Annotated in this window: 11 protein-coding genes and 1 tRNA gene; 3 read left to right on the top strand and 9 right to left on the bottom strand. The window is 61.2% G+C overall.

Annotated elements, in window-relative coordinates:
• Window positions 1–4: 4 nt before the first annotated feature.
• The gene (locus CFE428DRAFT_RS08890) at window positions 5–2,203 is read right to left on the bottom strand and encodes a Z1 domain-containing protein (RefSeq protein ID WP_006979177.1); all 2,199 of its coding nucleotides are present in this window, start codon (window positions 2,201–2,203) and stop codon (window positions 5–7) included.
• Between the two features lie 241 nt (window positions 2,204–2,444).
• On the opposite strand from CFE428DRAFT_RS08890, the gene CFE428DRAFT_RS08885 reads away from it, so the two are divergent.
• A tRNA-Pro gene (locus CFE428DRAFT_RS08885) sits at window positions 2,445–2,521 on the top strand.
• Between the two features lie 328 nt (window positions 2,522–2,849).
• Here the strand turns inward: CFE428DRAFT_RS08885 and CFE428DRAFT_RS08880 are convergent.
• Window positions 2,850–3,095, bottom strand: a complete 246-nt coding sequence (locus CFE428DRAFT_RS08880; protein WP_006979176.1) for a hypothetical protein — start codon at window positions 3,093–3,095, stop codon at window positions 2,850–2,852.
• A gap of 42 nt (window positions 3,096–3,137) precedes the next feature.
• The gene (locus CFE428DRAFT_RS08875; RefSeq protein WP_006979175.1) at window positions 3,138–3,404 is read right to left on the bottom strand and encodes a hypothetical protein; all 267 of its coding nucleotides are present in this window, start codon (window positions 3,402–3,404) and stop codon (window positions 3,138–3,140) included.
• A gap of 312 nt (window positions 3,405–3,716) precedes the next feature.
• Here CFE428DRAFT_RS08875 and CFE428DRAFT_RS08870 point away from each other — a divergent pair, with 312 nt between their 5' ends.
• Both CFE428DRAFT_RS08870 and CFE428DRAFT_RS08865 read left to right on the top strand, forming a co-directional pair.
• Window positions 3,717–4,835 carry a Gfo/Idh/MocA family protein gene (locus tag CFE428DRAFT_RS08870; RefSeq protein ID WP_006979174.1) on the top strand — a complete coding sequence of 373 codons (1,119 nt, stop codon included), beginning with the start codon at window positions 3,717–3,719 and terminating at the stop codon, window positions 4,833–4,835.
• A 244-nt stretch (window positions 4,836–5,079) separates the two neighbouring features.
• Window positions 5,080–5,907, top strand: coding sequence for an SDR family oxidoreductase (locus tag CFE428DRAFT_RS08865; protein WP_202797396.1), 828 nt, complete (start codon window positions 5,080–5,082; stop codon window positions 5,905–5,907).
• Between the two features lie 4 nt (window positions 5,908–5,911).
• On the opposite strand, the gene CFE428DRAFT_RS08860 is transcribed toward CFE428DRAFT_RS08865, so the two are convergent.
• The 6 genes from CFE428DRAFT_RS08860 to CFE428DRAFT_RS08835 form a co-directional block, all read right to left on the bottom strand.
• Window positions 5,912–6,544 carry a response regulator gene (locus CFE428DRAFT_RS08860; protein ID WP_006979172.1) on the bottom strand — a complete coding sequence of 211 codons (633 nt, stop codon included), beginning with the start codon at window positions 6,542–6,544 and terminating at the stop codon, window positions 5,912–5,914.
• A 9-nt stretch (window positions 6,545–6,553) separates the two neighbouring features.
• Window positions 6,554–8,638 (bottom strand): sensor histidine kinase, encoded by a 2,085-nt coding sequence (locus tag CFE428DRAFT_RS08855; protein WP_006979171.1) that lies wholly within the window; start codon window positions 8,636–8,638, stop codon window positions 6,554–6,556.
• Window positions 8,639–9,177: 539 nt separating this feature from the next.
• A complete protein-coding gene (locus CFE428DRAFT_RS33300) occupies window positions 9,178–12,282 on the bottom strand; it encodes a CHASE domain-containing protein (RefSeq protein ID WP_049975592.1) in 3,105 nt (1,034 codons plus the stop codon).
• A gap of 167 nt (window positions 12,283–12,449) precedes the next feature.
• Entirely contained in the window at window positions 12,450–13,226 is a 777-nt protein-coding gene (gene deoC, locus CFE428DRAFT_RS08845; protein WP_006979169.1) for a deoxyribose-phosphate aldolase, read from the bottom strand.
• Between the two features lie 221 nt (window positions 13,227–13,447).
• Window positions 13,448–14,362 carry a sugar phosphate isomerase/epimerase family protein gene (locus tag CFE428DRAFT_RS08840; RefSeq protein ID WP_042724670.1) on the bottom strand — a complete coding sequence of 305 codons (915 nt, stop codon included), beginning with the start codon at window positions 14,360–14,362 and terminating at the stop codon, window positions 13,448–13,450.
• Between the two features lie 13 nt (window positions 14,363–14,375).
• Window positions 14,376–15,281 carry an amidohydrolase family protein gene (locus CFE428DRAFT_RS08835; RefSeq protein WP_006979167.1) on the bottom strand — a complete coding sequence of 302 codons (906 nt, stop codon included), beginning with the start codon at window positions 15,279–15,281 and terminating at the stop codon, window positions 14,376–14,378.
• Window positions 15,282–15,320 lie beyond the last annotated feature (39 nt).

Genomic DNA, 15,320 nt, shown 5'->3' with positions numbered 1-15,320 from the left:
AGGACTAGCTGATGATTTCCGCAGTGTAAATTGCCGTAGGGGTATTTCGCTGCGCGCGGATGAGTGGCCAGTAAAATGGCGTGCCGCGCCAGCCTTTCTCCGTGGTGCCATCCTGGCGGAGGAGGAAGAGGATGGGATGATCGATGGCGTGAGTCCGGGTCAGCCGGCCTTCGGTTTTTTCGGAGTCGGGGGTCTCGATGTAGGTGGCGTGCGAGCTTTCGCTGGCCATGCGGGCGGAATTGCGATCCCGCGCCGCCCAGAGCCAGACCTGGCCGCGTTGGTCGGGATCAGAATGGAGATTTGCCAGGTGACGCAGGATGGCACGGGCCGCTTCCCACTCAAAGGGCGGGGCGTCGTCTTCATCGAACTGCAGAGTGGGCTCGGTCCGGGAGAGTAAGTCCAGCGCGGTCTCGAGTGGGACGAGTGTGGGCTCGTCGGTATTGAAGCCGCAAAGTTCGGAGAGGCTCACATCCAGTGCTTCGATGGTCGCGCCGATGCCATTGGCGCCGGTGCGGTAGCCGGATTGGAAGCCAATGGGCAAGACGCGGCGGAAGGGGCGCAGAGTCTGGGTGGTGGCAACGAGGATCTTATTGGGACTGCAGGGGACGATCTGTCCGTTTCCGCCGCTGCGAATGAATTGGACGCCGTGGTCTCCCCCAGATTCGATGGCGGCTCGCAGCGAGGTATCGAACTCCTCCATCTGAAACATGGCGTGGCGGATGGCCGGCGAGGTATAAAAGCGGGTGACGGCCAGATCAGGACGGCGATAGCCATACATACGGGAGTGCTGGAGCACGGTGTCCTGCTGGTATCTATTGGGCCGGCGCCCGTAGTAGAAGCCGATGAGGCTGGCCAGGGTGACACCGCGGTCGATGACCTGGCCGCCGATGAAGATATGTAGCGGACTGCGCAGCCTGAGTTGGCCGGAATTGTCGAGCATGGCAGCCACATCGTCGTCGGAATTCACCTTCGTGATAGAGATGTGGTCGCCGGTGATGGCGTTGCGTGCGGCGTCGAACACTTCTTCCAAGGACGGAACGGATGAACCAGCGAGTTGCAAGGAGCGTCGCAGATCGTCGTAAGAAACCTGGATGAGTTCGCGCAGAATCGGCGCATCGGTCTTCGCGGCTTCGATCAGCTTCTTCTTCAGCGTAATGGCGAGCACCTCCTGCCAATCGTGCGCTTCACGGCCTGCTTCGGAATGCAGGAGGAAAGAGTAGCGCAGCTTTTTTTCCTTCTGCCCGTCGCGCACGCCATTGATGCGCTGAATGCAGCCGCCGACAATGAAGGTGACGATGGCATGCCGGAAACCTTTGACCGCCGGTGTGGTGAGGACATCTTCCTTGTTGAAAGAGCGCCGATCTTCCTTTTTCAACCGGGTGAATTCGTTGTGGTCCAGGGTGTGGTGGAGGAGGCTTTCCAAGGTATCTTCTTGGCTGCGCGCCGCCTCGCCGAAATAGGTATCGCCTCCGACGTAGGCCGAGGGTACAGGGACAAGAGCGGTAAATTTCGGCCGGGTCGGTTTGAAGGTGGTGACGTTTTCCACCTCGATCTCGCTGGGCTGGAGATAGAGCGAGTAGGGCGTGGCGGTGACCTGAAGAAAGGAAGTCTGGCTGATGGCGGAACGCAGGTCGCTGATTTGCGTAGCGATCTTTTTTGCCTCGATGAGGCCGTCCTTTTTGCTGTAGCCGATGGAGGCGTTGTCGGCTTCGTCGTCAATGATGAGGACACGCCGCTGGGCCATGGCCGGGCACTTTTCCGAGAAGAGCTCAATGAGGCGCCGCAGGTTGTCGGACTGTTTTTTCGCGACGAAAATGAGTTTCGAATCCAGCTCGAATGCGCCGAAACTCTCCGGCGCGTGCATGATGTCGTAGATCTCGAGTTCGCCGTCAGAAACGAAATGGGCGAATTCGCTATTGAGGCGTTTGGCCGTCTGCTCAATGAGCGCCTTGGAGTTTTTGCTCAAGACGATGGCGATGTCGTAGCCATTATCGAAAGCGAGGGCGAGGGTGCTGATGAAGGTGCGCGTCTTGCCGCTCTGGACTTTACCCAAGAGCATGCCGGGGTGGTCCGAGGTGGTGGCGGTTTCCAGTAGCTCGCGCACGGTCTGCTCTGCGCAGGCGAAAGTGTCTGCGGAGAAGGTAGGATTGAGGCCTTTGTAGGTCGGGTAAAAGGCACCGGTAAGATTTAAGGGGAGAGTCATGGGCAAAGGTCGGTTTCAGTAACGGGCCTCCGTAAACCACCGTACGAAACCTTTTTCCGAAGATGGAAAACCGAGCGCCGAAAAGCGGTCTAGCAGTACTCGGCGCGATGGAAAGCCAAATGAAGGGACGGACGAGTCTTCAACACCCTCCCACGAGAGAGAAAACCTGTAGTGTAAAAGACCTGAACCTTTCTCTTGACCCCCTCGTTTCCTGCTCCTAGTGTGCCGCCCCTTCAGTAAACGGGCTGTGGCTCAGCTTGGTAGAGCGCTTCGTTCGGGACGAAGAGGCCGCGGGTTCGAATCCCGCCAGCCCGACCATCTTAACGATGGTCGACCGTACTTACGACGCCCACACGGGAAAGCGCGAGCGGCCTCTTGCCGCGGGTTCGACTGCGTAACGCAGAGCGTCCCTCCAAACTCGCCGGAGGCGGATACCGCAGGGAGGACGGGGACGTGGCCTCAATCCCGCCTTTGACGTGTCGCTACTCGGACTCTTTCGACAACTGGACCAATTTTCCCCCAATCAGAACCACCACCCAGCCAGCCCGACCATCTTAAACGACGGTCAATCATACCTGTGACACTCGCACGGGAAAGCACGATCGGCCTTTTGCCCTCGCCGTGAAGCCGGTGGCCCCCGCCCGGTTTACATCGCCACCAAACCTCGCAAAACCCAGCGCGGCGAACTGATGCCTTTGATATTCTTCCACTGCACGACTTCAAATTCGACGTAGGGATTGTTGTGATCTTCGAATTCGCCCGCGGGATGATCGGCATCGGCGATACGATCCCATTCTGCGAGGGGCAGTCGAATCACTCGCTGAGTCGCAGTGGCTGGATCGGGAAGTTTGCGGGCCAGATATTGGAGGTGTGAGAGGCTGAAAATATTCATCAGGCGGCGTAGCAGGCATGTTCCGAACCTCGGGCTTGCGGCCTACGGCTCCTCCCGCTCCTTGATCACGCTGGCCAGATCCTTGAAGCTCCAATCCCACGGATTTCCGTCCGGCATTTCGCCGGTCTGGCTTCGCCAGTCAGCGAGCACATCGCGCATTGCGGACAGACGATCCGCGATTTCGGACGCCGTCCGCCCTTCGTCGGCCAGCATCCGGCACGTCTGCAAAAACCACTGAGCCGCGTGACAAGCTCCCTTGCGAAAGTTTTCGTCACTGCGGGAATGAACGAGGTCTTTTTCCACTGCCATGGTGCAGTGTCGACCGGATTGACTCCGTCCGCAATGCTCATTGCTTGACCGTGGGTTTGAACGGCACGACGGTGGCGGTGTTTCGTTCAGGGCTGCTCAACCTTCGGCTGAGCCCAGTCGCTGCCGTCGTGAGGCGTTCGAGATCTCGAATCGCTCCGCCGTGCCTATGAAGCCCGCCTCCTTTCCTCTTCGCGAAATCTCCCCTGCTCGCGAGGTCCTTTTCCCGTCGCCTTCCCGGTCCCTGGCCAGCGGCCAAATTCGCCCGCGCAAAGGCGTCGCTCCAGCTTCGCTAATCACTCTCCCAATCCATTGATGAATTCTCAGCCTCTTTCCATCGGAGTCATCGGCGCGGGCGGTTTCGGTCATTTCGCCGTTCAGCAGTTTTTGCAGGTTCCCGGCACGCGCCTCGCGGGCATCGGCGGGACCAGCAATCCCGGCGCCCTGGCCATGGCGCAGCGTTTCGGCGCGACGAATTTTGGAACGCCGGAAAATCTGCTGACGCGGCCGGAGGTCGATCTGGTCTACATCGCCACACCGCCTTTTCTGCATTTTCCGCAAGCGCGCGCGGCGTTGCTCGCGGGGAAACATGTGCTTTGCGAAAAGCCCCTGGCGCTCACGGTGGCGGAGGCCGACGAACTGCTCACGCTGGCGGCGTCGCGCGGTCTGCTCTGCGTGACCAATCTCATGCAACGCTACAATCCGCTCTTCCACGCCGTCCGCGGGCTGATCGAGTCGCGGGCGCTGGGGTGTTGTCTGCGCGGATCTTTCGACAACGCCGCGGGCGACGAGGGACTCGGGCCGGATCATTGGTTTTGGGACCCGGCGAAGAGTGGCGGAATCTTCATTGAGCACGGCGTGCATTTCTTCGACCTCTTCGAAGGCTGGCTCGGCGCCGGCCAGATTGTCGCCGCGCAACGCACCTTGCGGCCGGGCTCGGGGATCGAGGAACAGGTGCAATGCACGGCGCGTTACGCCAGCGGACCGCTGATCGATTTTCATCACGGCTTCACCCAACCGGGCCGGCTGGATCGCCAGGAATTTCGCCTGCTGTTCGAACACGGCGACTTGCTGCTGGAGGAATGGGTGCCGGTGCGGGCGCGGATCCGTGCGGCCGTGAATGAAGAGCAAACGCGGGTCCTGGAGACGCTCTTTCCCGGAGCGCGGCTGGATGTGCTCCAGACCTACGGTGGTGCGGATCGCGCGGCTCACGGCCGGCACCGGGCATGGGATTTTTCGCAGCGGATCGAACTTCAGGCCGGCCTCGCGGATGAAAAGATGCGTCGCTACAGCGAACTCCTGCGCGCATTCTTCGCCGATCAACTCGCCTGGCTGCGCGACCGGAGCCACGTAAGGCAGATCACCGAGCGCAATGGTCGCGACTCGCTCGTCATGGCCGAATGGGCGACGCGACTCGCGGCCGTCAGCGCCTGAGTTTCGACGAGGATCCCTCCACGCTGCGGCCGAACTGGGCTCAACCTCAAAGCGGAAGCAGGGATGGCCACAAAAAGGCACAAAGGACACAAAAGAAATCAATTCTTTCCTCTCTCGCGGGACTTTCGTTTTTTGGGGGGAGTGATCCCAGCACTGGCGTGCGGGCTATTTTCTTCCCGCCCGAAAGGGCTCCGACGCGTCGGGCGGTCTTGCTCGTCGATGACGCGGGGTGTTGAGTAGGGCGATGATGATCGACTCCCCGTCTTCTTCTGCTGCTGCCTCTTCTCCTTCTTCCGCGGATTTGCCGGCCAAAGTGGCCATCGTCACCGGGGCCAATCGAGGGATCGGAAAAGCCATTGCGCTGCGGTTGGCGGCAGCAGGCATGCGCGTGGTCATCACGGCACGGGATGCGGTGCTTTTAGGAAAAGTGGCCGAGGAAATTCGCGGGAGCGGAGGGACGGTGCTGGAGCTGGCCGGTGATTTGCGGGAACAGAACCTGGCGGCGGAGCTGGTGGCGCGGGCGGTGGATGCGTTTGGCCGGCTCGATGTGGTCGTGAATAATGCCGGTGCCACCAAACGCGGACTCTTCCAGGAGTTGTCGGAGGCGGATTGGCAGGATGGCTTCGCGCTGAAATTTTTCGGAGCGGTCCGCTTGATTCGAGCGGCGTGGCCGCATTTGAAGACGAGTCAGGGCTCGGTGGTCAGTATCGCGGGCATTGGCGGGCGGACCCCCGGAGCCGAGTTCACCATCGGCGGTTCGGTCAATGCCGCTTTGCTCTCGCTGACCAAAGCCCTGGCCGATCAAGGCGTGGCCGACGGTATTCAGGTCAACGCCATCAATCCGGGACGGATCAAGACAGAACGTCTGATCAAGCGCGTGGGGGCGCTCGCCGCGGAACGCGGATTGGCCACGGCGGAAGCCGAGCGGGAGATGATCTCCGCCGCGGGTGTGACACGCTTCGGGGAGCCGGAGGAAATCGCCCATCTCGTCGCTTATCTCGTCTCGCCGCAGGGACGTTTCTTCCAGGGTTCGCTGATCGATATCGACGGCGGGGAGACGAAGAGCTTCTAAAGCGTCAGTCGAGATGCACGATCCCGCGCTGGATCGCCACGGTGCTCGCCTGGGTGCGGTCCTGCACCCCGAGCTTGGTGAGGATATTGCCGACGTGCAGCTTGACCGTCGCCTCGGTAATGAAGAGGTGTCCGGCGATTTCCTTGTTCGAAAGGCCTTTGACGATTCGCTGGAGCACTTCGATTTCCCGTTCGCTGAGTTCCCGATGATGCGTGCGTTCGGCCAATCGCGCCGCGACGAGCGGCGGCACATAGCTTCCACCGCCGTGGATCGCGCGGATCGCCTCGGCGAGTTCCTTTTCGAGCACGGATTTCGGCAGATAGGTCCGCGCGCCCAATTGCAGGGCGCGGTAGATATCCTCCTCTCCTTCGTAGGTCGAGATCGCGATGGCCTGTGCGCTGGGGAACTCTTTGGTTAATGCGGCGATGGCTTCGAATCCGCTCATGCCGGGCAGGCGCAGGTCCATCAAGACGACATCGGGTTGGTGCTGGCGATAAACATCCAGCGCTTCATTGCCGGTGCCCGCCTCGGCCACGACCTGCATGTCGGGTTGCATATTGATCGTGGTCTTGAATCCGATGCGCATGACGAAGTGATCGTCGACGATCATGACGTTGATTTTCTTCTTCGGCTTCATAGGCAATGGCTAGCAGAGTTCGGCATCGAGCGTGTCGAGCGGCACGGTGACTTCGATCATGGTGCCCGCGGCCAGGGTCGATAAGACCTGAAGCCGGCCGCGGATTTTTTCGGCGCGCTCTTTCATGCCGAGCAGCCCGAAGTGGCCCCGATCGCTCGCGGAGGTGTCGTTGGCATCAAAACCGCAGCCATCATCGCGCACCCGCAATTGCAACACATCGGGCCGATAGTCGAGCTCGATGTGCACCTCGCTCGCGCGAGCGTGTTTGATGGCATTGGTCACCGCTTCCTGGCCGATGCGCAGCAGGTGATTTTCCATCCACCCGGGCAGCCGTCGCGGTTGTCCCGAAACGGCCACCCGGGCGCGTGGTGTGCCGTTCGTTGCTCCGGCAACCGTCTTTTCGAGCGCGGTCGATAAGTCATGCTGTTCGAGCACGTCGGCGCGCAAATCCCAGACGGTGCGCCGGGCTTCGTCGTGACTATGGCGCATGAGCGACCTCGCGACATCGAGGTATTCTTCGGCCTCGGCCGGTGCCTCGCCGAATTTGGATTTCACCGCTTCGAGTTGCAGGCGGATGCCAGTGAACTGCTGCTCGAGCGTATCGTGAAACTCCCGCGCCAGGCGGGCCCGCTCCTCGAGGGCGCCTTCGCGCTGGATCTTCTGGCGAATGACTTCCGTCTGCCGGCGCACCCGGCGCCCCAGCGCCGCCACCCAGATCCAGCCCGCGAGCGTGGCCAGCGAGACTCCGCCGAGGCTCCACAGCAGGCGCGGCAGCGTCCACCAAGGTGGCCGTTGGAGAAGCGCAATGTCCTGCGGCGAGCGGATCAACATCCGAAACGCCCGAGGGCTTCGCTCCTCCCCCACCTCGACCACGCACACCCCATTCGCCCGCACTTTGCTGCCTGGCAGAAAGTCGGCCAGCGCATCCGGCCGCGTGGGATTGTCCAAAACCGCGTCGAAAATCCGCCCTCCGGAAGTCAGCACCAGTATTTCCTCATTCAAGTGCCGCACGCGATCCACGATCGTGCCTTCGATCTGCACCAGTGCGTCTTCGTAAGCGCCGCTCAGGGCCTGCCCGGCGGAGATCACCAGCGGCGCGACCGGCGCGGTGTGGCCGATCTTGCGAAACGTGGCGTCCTGCAAAATGGGGTTCCATTCACCGGCGCTGGGAAAGCCGATGACATCCACGCGATCTCCCGGTTCGAGCGTTCCCGCCTGCCGCGTCTGCACAAATAGTGATTCCGTATCGTCGCGAATGAAGATAGCGCGGCCGGGCTGCTGAAACGTGACAATACCCTGCACGCGCACTCGGCGTCCGTAGATGCCGGTGGGCGCGAATTGCAACAGGCTCACAATGGAATGCAGCGGCGCGGTAAAGGGATCCACCGGCGCGGGTTCCTCGACGATCAAGTCTTCCAGGCCCGGGACCAACAGCCGCACATTGAACATCTGCCGCTTTTGATTGAAGAGCTGGCTGCAGACGCCGCGCACCCGGACTGCCGAATCGACAAGGTGTTCGTAATTCACGGTCGGATCATAGTCGCGCACCCGGGTCATCAGCCGACCTCCGCCCGTGGCAATATCGATGATGAGCCGGGGCGCTTTTTTGTCTTCCGTCACGGAGCGCACGATGCCGGAGAGTTCCACCCACTGGCTGTCGTCCTGGCCGGTAATGAGTTCTTCGTACGATACTTTCCGAACCGCCGGCACCTCGCCATGCCCGATGACATCCGCCTCGAGCACCTTGATCATCGGCGCAAAACTGCCGGCGTCGCTCACGCCGCGAACCTCGACCACATCTCCGATCGTCAGGCGAAACTTCTTCCCAGTGGTCAGCACCGAAATGCTGCCGGTGTCATCATGGATGAAACCGGTATCGAAATGCTTCTCGTCGTAAAAGGTGATGACTCCGCGCACCCGCACCGGGTAGGCCCGCTGGGCTTCTTTCGCAGAAAGCGCGTGCACCTGGGCAGTGGTGGTCAGCACCGGCAGGCCACCCGGCTCAACCGCACTCTCGGCGGCTGCGTCGCTGGCGAAACGCAGACAGCCGCCGGCGAAAACGATGGCGAGACACAATCGTGTGCAGAGGTTCATCCTGGGGGTGGCGGCAGACTAGATACCGCCGCCCGTTCGTTCAAGGCTCTCGACCCATGGCGATCGCTCCCGGTCGGACGGATGGTGGATCGCGATCTCCGAGCGCGATGGGTCCGCTCGCGCAGCGCCTCACTGCTGTAGCGGCGCTCTTTGGGCTGATCTTTATACACATCTTGCGCGATTCTGTTTTTGGGAAGGGATAGCGTCCTTTCCCGGTGTCATCCTGAGCGAAGCGCTCGTGGGCCAGCGGGGAGTGCGCAGTCGAAGGACCCCGCCGCTGACGTGCGATACTCGTCGATTATTCGGTTGCGTTTACCACACAGCTCCAGAGGCGTCTCGCTGGTTATTCGACCGGGTTCTTCGACTGCGTGCCCCGCCACCCGGCCCTCGGGGCACTCCGCTCAGAATGACCGCGGGGAGAGAGCGGCCTGGCAAGGCAGTCGCGGTCGGATATCGCAACTTCTGGATAAAGATCAGGTCTCCAACCTGACCTTTATCCAGAAAGTGGATCGGGGGATTAAGACCGAAGGCCTCCAACCTCACGCCAGGGGCTCGGCCTTTTCGCGACTGGGCTCGTTCTCGAAAATCGACTGCAGCTTGCTGTAGAGCGTCTCGGGCTTGAACGGCTTCTGGATGAAACCCGCGAGGCCTTTGCCGGCGAAACGATGGACGGCGTCCTGTTCGTTGAAGCCGCTCATGAGGAGCACCCGCACATCGGGATCGCATCGCCGCAGCTCGGTGAAGGTGGCATTGCCATCGAGCAACGGCATGGTGAGGTCCAACAGCACACCGACGATCTTCTCTTCCTCGCGATGGAAGATCTCCAGAGCCTGGTGGCCGTTGGCCGCCTGGAGCACGTCGAAACCGACGCGCTCGAGCATGCGCGTCATCGTCGCGCGCACGGTGTCTTCATCATCCACCACGAGCATCGTGCCTGAGCCACGCCAGGTAATGAGCGGTGACGGCAGCGCGGAAGTGTTTTCGGATGGGCCATCCGCGCAGGGCAGCAACAGTTTGAAAATAGTCCCCCGCCCCACTTCCGAATTCACTTTCAGCGCGCCGCTGTGGCCGCGAACGATGCCCAGGACCGCGGCGAGGCCAAGACCGCGACCGGTGAATTTGGTGGTGAAAAATGGATCGAAAATCTTCGCCCGGGTCTCGGGAGTCATGCCGGTGCCATTGTCGCTCACTTCCAGGAAGGCGTATTCTCCCTCGGGAATATTCGGCGAGAGATGCGCTTCGCTGAGATACGCCCGGTCAGCATCCATCACACCCGTGGTCACGCTGATCGACCCACTTCGGTCCCCGATCGCCTCGGAGGCGTTGATGACGAGATTCATGATGATCTGTCGAATCTGCGTGGCGTCGGCGTTGATTGCCGGCAGGTCCTCGGCGAGCGCGAATTTCATCACACAGTTTTTGCTGATCGAAACCTGCAGGAGATCCGACGTCTCGCGCACCAGGGAACTGAGATCAAGTCGCTGAACGACGAACCGGCCCTTGCCCGAATAGGCGAGCATCTGTTTGCAAAGTTCCGCCGCCCGTTGCGCCGCGATCTCCACCTGCTCGAGCGACGGCTGCGCCGGCGAATTCGCCGGGATATCCATGCGCGCAAAGCTGGCGTTGCCGAGAATGCCGGTCAGCAGATTGTTGAAATCGTGTGCGATGCCGCCGGCGAGCACGCCAAGGCTCTCGAGCTTTTGACCTTCCTGCAATTTGCGCTCCATGCGGACGCGCTCTTCCTCGGCGAGACGCTGGTGCGTGACGTCCATGACCGTCCCGAGCATGCGCACCGGCTTGCCGGTCACGTCGCGGAGCACCGCGCCGCGGGCCACCAACCACCGCGTCGTGCCATCGGGGCGCTGAATGTGGAGATCGTAATCCGTCCCCGTTTCGCCGGGAGTCTCGAGCGCGTGGCGGATGATAATGCCAATGCGTTCGCGATCCTCGGGAAAGAGGAAGCTCATGTAAGTCTGCAGCGTGCCGTCAAAGGTGCCCGGGGCGAGACCGAACATCCGCTCGGTTTCCGGGGACCAGAGGACGCGCTGGGTGGCGAGATCCCAATCCCAAGTCCCCAGGCTGGCCGCCGACACCGCGAGACGCAATCGCGTCGCCTGCTGGGCCTGCAACTCCGCCTCCCGCTTCCGTTCGGTGATCTCGCGCCGCGTGCCCCACACTCGCTTCAACAAACCGTCCTCGATAATCCCCGTCTGGTTGCTGAGGAAGAATCGCGGGGTTCCGTCCTTGTCGACCTCGCGCATTTCCCACTCGACCACTCGATAGCGGTTCTCGATGAAGGCCCGCAGAAAGGCGATGTTCTGCGGATCTTCGCGCGGCGCGAACGAATCCAACGGCGCGCCGATGATCTGGTCGGAGCGTTCATGCCCATAGATCCGCGCCATGACGTCGTTGCATTCCGTGAGGCGGGCGTTGCGATACATGAGATCGATCTGTTCCTCCGCCGGCAAATGGGTGGAGATCGGCGTTTCATGCTCGAAGCACCAGATGCCTTCGGTGCTTTGTCCAACGAAAGCGCGATAGCGATCCTCGCTTTTGCGCAGTGCGCTTTCGACGAGCTCGCGCCGGCGAATGTCTCCGCGCAAAGTCTCCTCGACCGCATGCAACGCCGCGGTCCGCTCTTCCACGAGACGGCCGACGACCTCCGCCCGACGCTGGATGTGGTGCACGAGAAAAGCGACCAGCGCGGTGATGAGCAGCACCACGAAGGGAGCGGCATACGAGTACGGAGTGGCTTGCGCCGAAAGCCACGCCGGCGATGCTCGAAACAGCACGGTCCAATCCCGCCCGCCCACGCTCAGTTTGGCCGCGCTCCTCAATCCAGTGGCGAAAGCCGCCTCACCGTTCGGCGGCGGAGTGCGCGCCACACCTCCGGAGAAAGACACCAGAAAACGCTCCGGCGTGCCCGGCGTTTCGTCGACGATCATGGCTTCGACGGCCGAACTCTTCGTCTCGGGAAAGCTACTGGCGATCCAATCGGTCAGCCGAAAGGTGCCGACGATATAACCCAGCAATCGCTCCCGCCGAGCCTCCGTCGTGGTTGGTCCCGGCCCTTTGGCATAGAGCGGCAGAAAACACGCCCACCCGTATTCGGTGGTCTTTCCACGCAACAAGATGCGGCGTGTTGCCGCAATCGTGCCGGTATCGCGGGCGTGGAAGATGGTCTGCTGGTGGGTGCCTCGATAACTGTCAATGCCGAAGGAGGCTTCGTTGCCGCTCTTGGGGTCGACATACATGACCGGGGCATACTCCGCTCGTGGTGCGGCGCGCACGTTCACATGATGCTCTTCATCTCCCTCGATGATCTCGAAGGTCGGTGACACCGTGGAGCGCGCAAAGGCTTCGAACGTTGCCCGATCCTCGGCCTTGATTCGCGGCACCCATTGCAACTGCTGCACGCCTTGATGACGCCGGCGCAAATCCTGCGCGGTGCGCTGGAATTCCGAGTAGCTCACTCCACCCGTCGACTGAAAGAGGTCGCGCAAAGTATAGAGACATTCCTCGGAACGCTCGAGATTGACGCGCAGTGCTTCGAGATGCCGGCGGGTGCGCCACGCAAATTCCTGCTCGGCACGCTCACGCTCGCTGTTCCGGGTCAGGAAGAAAGCGACCAGGGCGCAACTCATTCCCAGCAAAACAATGCACCCCAGCGTCAAAATCCGCATCGTCGGCCGCGTCGTCGAAGCGGACGAGACACCCTCCTGTGTTACCAGTTTTGCTGGATCTTTCACGTCGACAGTTAGCAGCGATTGTTGTGCCGCCGGCACTGACGATCGCGCGTGCGTAAGGTTACTTAATAGTTACTCTTAGCGGGCGTGTCGGAATGGGAAATAGGGGCAAAATTCTCACCGTTTTCCGCCGCATCCTGGCGGCGATATTCGTCCAAAATCTGGGCTGTCGCGCTCGTCCCGCAGCGGGTGGCGCCGAGATCGCGGACAGCGATCAATCCTTCGAGATTGCGCACGCCGCCGGATGCTTTGATTTGCATCTTCGGGGATGTGCTGGCCCGCATCAGCGTGAGATCGTGCGCCGTCGCCCCGACGGTATTGAATTGGCCGCTGGCTTGGCGCACAAAACCGAAGCCGGTCGAGGTCTTCACAAAATCCGCACCGACTCGATCGCAGATTTCGCAAAGCCGAATCTTGGCGGCATCGTCCGACAAAAAGTCCGTTTCAAAAATCACCTTGAGCAGGGCACGGTGGCTACGCGTTTCGTCCGTAATTTCGCGCAACTCATTCTCGACATAACTCCAGTCACCACTAAGCGCCTTGCCGATGTTGATGACAACGTCGATTTCGGCAGCTCCCTCGCGACAAGCTTGTGCGGTCTCGGCGCGTTTGATGTGGGTGGTGTTACTGCCATGCGGAAAACCAATCACCGTGCCAACGGCGACGCCACTGCCGCGCAAGGCTTCGACGGCCAAACTCACCGCATAGGGTTTGATGCAAACGCTGGCTACGCGGTAACTGCGGGCCAGTTCGCAACCCGCACGCATCTCGGCATCGGTCATCGTGGGATGCAACAAGGCATGATCGATCATGCCGGCGAGTTCGACGTAGCTGTATTTCATGGGGCCAAAAGTTGAGAGTTGAGGGTTGAGAGTTGCGAGGCGGCCGCGCGGCCGCTTTTTGTGTCCGCTCCGCGGGGTTGGGAGGATGTACGGCGATGGGGCGCCCTGTCTACAACGTTGGGTGTATGGCAACGCGGGGTGGACGGCGACAACGCGAATCGCTTCGGAAAGCGGCGCAGCAGCGCACGCACTCCAAAACGCAAGCGGAGTCGGACGCGCGTTCAGCGCGGGAAAAATGGCGCGAGCACGTTGCGCGCGACTTTCACCGCACGCTGGCGACCGGCGAGGGTCTGGCCAAAGGTATCGTCCTCCACCTCAATGCACACCGGTCCGTCGTAACCCACTTCCATGACCGCACCGAGGAAGTGCGGCCAATCGACATCGCCGAAGCCGGGAATCCGTTGCTGATGCCATTCCTTCGGATGCGCGAAGATGCCGACTTCGTTCAGGCGATCGTGCAGGATGCGCATGTCCTTGGCGTGGAGATGGAATAGCTTGTCGCGAAACTCCCGCAGCGGCGACACCGGATCCATGCGTTGCAAAATGAAATGCGACGGATCGTAGTTGAGCCCGAAATTCTTCGAGGGGATGTCGGAAAACATCCGCCGCCAGATGACCGGCGTGGTGGCGAGATTGGTCCCGCCAGGCCATTCGTGGCGCGTGAAGAGCATCGGGCAATTTTCGATGCCGATCTTCACTCCATGATCTTCGGCGAACGCGATGATCGGCCGCCAGACCTTGAGAAAACGCGGCCAGTTGTCATCGACCGATTTCGTCCAGTCCCGACCAACGAAAGTATTCACATTCAGCCCAAGTTTTTCCGCGGCGAGAATGACCTGGCGCAAATGCGCGACGACCCGCTTGGAATGCGCGGCGTCGGGATCGAGAGGATTCGGATAATAGCCCAGCGCGGAGATCGCCACGCCATACTTTTGCGCGAGCGAGAGCGTGTCTTCCGCCTGAGCCTTGGTGAAGCCCGTCACATCGAGATGCGTCACTCCGGCAAAGCGCCGCTCGGCCTTGCCGAATGGCCAGCACATCACCTCGATGCAGCCGAAGCCTTCGTCGCGGGCGAAGCGCAGGACTTCCTCGAGCGAAAGTTCCGGCAGGATGGCGGTGACAAAGCCGAGTTGCATGCGAGGCATTCAATCACACCGGCAACTTCAGCACACGCTTCGCGTTTTCAAAAAGGATCTTCCGCTCGGCGGCTTTGTCCGGCGCGAGACGGCGGATCGTGGCGAGCATTTGCGAGCCGCTGCATTTCGCACCGGTCCCGACCGAGTCGCTACAATCGCTGCCATACATGAGCTTGTCCTGGTGCCGCGCAAAGAATCCGCGGGCGTGATCTTCGTCGCGCAGAATCGCGTTCAGGCCGGAGCCGGCGCTCATGTCGCCATACATATTGGGATAGTCGGTCAGCAAACGGTCGGTGATGCCGCCAGGCGTAACCGGGCCCTTCGGATAGAGCACCGTTTGATCCGCCTTCGCATCGATGTTCGCCCACCAGGTCTGCGCATGACCGATGAAATTCACCTTCGGATATTTCTCCAGGATGGTGTGGAAGCGCTCGAAGCTCGTGTTGTAACGCCCGTATTGAAAATGCACCAGCACCGGCACGCTGAATTCCTGGGCGATCTCCGCGACGATCGCCACGGCACGCGAATCCGCGTCGACCATGAACTTCTGCTCGCCGATGCCGTGCGCACCGGCCTTCAACGCCGCCACGATGATGTCCCGGGCATCGCTCAAGTACGGCACTTCATTGGCAAAAAAGAAATACTCGCCGGGGTGCTGGCGCGCGACTTCCTGGACGCGATCGTTGCCGCTGGCGCCCGCTTCCAGTCCATAGAATCGCCCGGCCGGCAGCAGCACGGTGTGGGTGATGCCCATGGTCCGCTGATGGGCGATCATCTGCTCATCGGTGCGACCGGAATAGTCGGTGTGCTGGTGAATATCGATAATCGGTTCGGCAGGCGCACTTTCCGCGTGAACCAAGGTGCAGACGGCCGCAGCAGCGGAAGTGAAGAGGAAGTTCCGGCGGGAGAAAGAAGGCATGGTTTTGGAGGGCGACAGAGTTTTGGGGTGCGGCGAATC

This window comes from Chthoniobacter flavus Ellin428 (assembly GCF_000173075.1).
Classification (GTDB): Bacteria; Verrucomicrobiota; Verrucomicrobiia; order Chthoniobacterales; family Chthoniobacteraceae; genus Chthoniobacter; species Chthoniobacter flavus.
The sequence above is the reverse complement of the archived record's forward strand: the minus strand, read 5'-3'. Positions and strand labels throughout refer to the sequence as shown.

What these genes read in the sequence shown, in the direction of transcription:
- CFE428DRAFT_RS08890 (WP_006979177.1), bottom strand. Translation starts at nt 2,203, where the DNA reads ATGACTCTCCCCTTAAATCTTACCGGTGCCTTTTACCCGACCTACAAA.
- CFE428DRAFT_RS08880 (WP_006979176.1), bottom strand. Translation starts at nt 3,095, where the DNA reads ATGAATATTTTCAGCCTCTCACACCTCCAATATCTGGCCCGCAAACTT.
- CFE428DRAFT_RS08875 (WP_006979175.1), bottom strand. Translation starts at nt 3,404, where the DNA reads ATGGCAGTGGAAAAAGACCTCGTTCATTCCCGCAGTGACGAAAACTTT.
- CFE428DRAFT_RS08870 (WP_006979174.1), top strand. Translation starts at nt 3,717, where the DNA reads ATGAATTCTCAGCCTCTTTCCATCGGAGTCATCGGCGCGGGCGGTTTC.
- CFE428DRAFT_RS08865 (WP_202797396.1), top strand. Translation starts at nt 5,080, where the DNA reads ATGATGATCGACTCCCCGTCTTCTTCTGCTGCTGCCTCTTCTCCTTCT.
- CFE428DRAFT_RS08860 (WP_006979172.1), bottom strand. Translation starts at nt 6,544, where the DNA reads ATGAAGCCGAAGAAGAAAATCAACGTCATGATCGTCGACGATCACTTC.
- CFE428DRAFT_RS08855 (WP_006979171.1), bottom strand. Translation starts at nt 8,638, where the DNA reads ATGAACCTCTGCACACGATTGTGTCTCGCCATCGTTTTCGCCGGCGGC.
- CFE428DRAFT_RS33300 (WP_049975592.1), bottom strand. Translation starts at nt 12,282, where the DNA reads ATGAGTTGCGCCCTGGTCGCTTTCTTCCTGACCCGGAACAGCGAGCGT.
- deoC (WP_006979169.1), bottom strand. Translation starts at nt 13,226, where the DNA reads ATGAAATACAGCTACGTCGAACTCGCCGGCATGATCGATCATGCCTTG.
- CFE428DRAFT_RS08840 (WP_042724670.1), bottom strand. Translation starts at nt 14,362, where the DNA reads ATGCAACTCGGCTTTGTCACCGCCATCCTGCCGGAACTTTCGCTCGAG.
- CFE428DRAFT_RS08835 (WP_006979167.1), bottom strand. Translation starts at nt 15,281, where the DNA reads ATGCCTTCTTTCTCCCGCCGGAACTTCCTCTTCACTTCCGCTGCTGCG.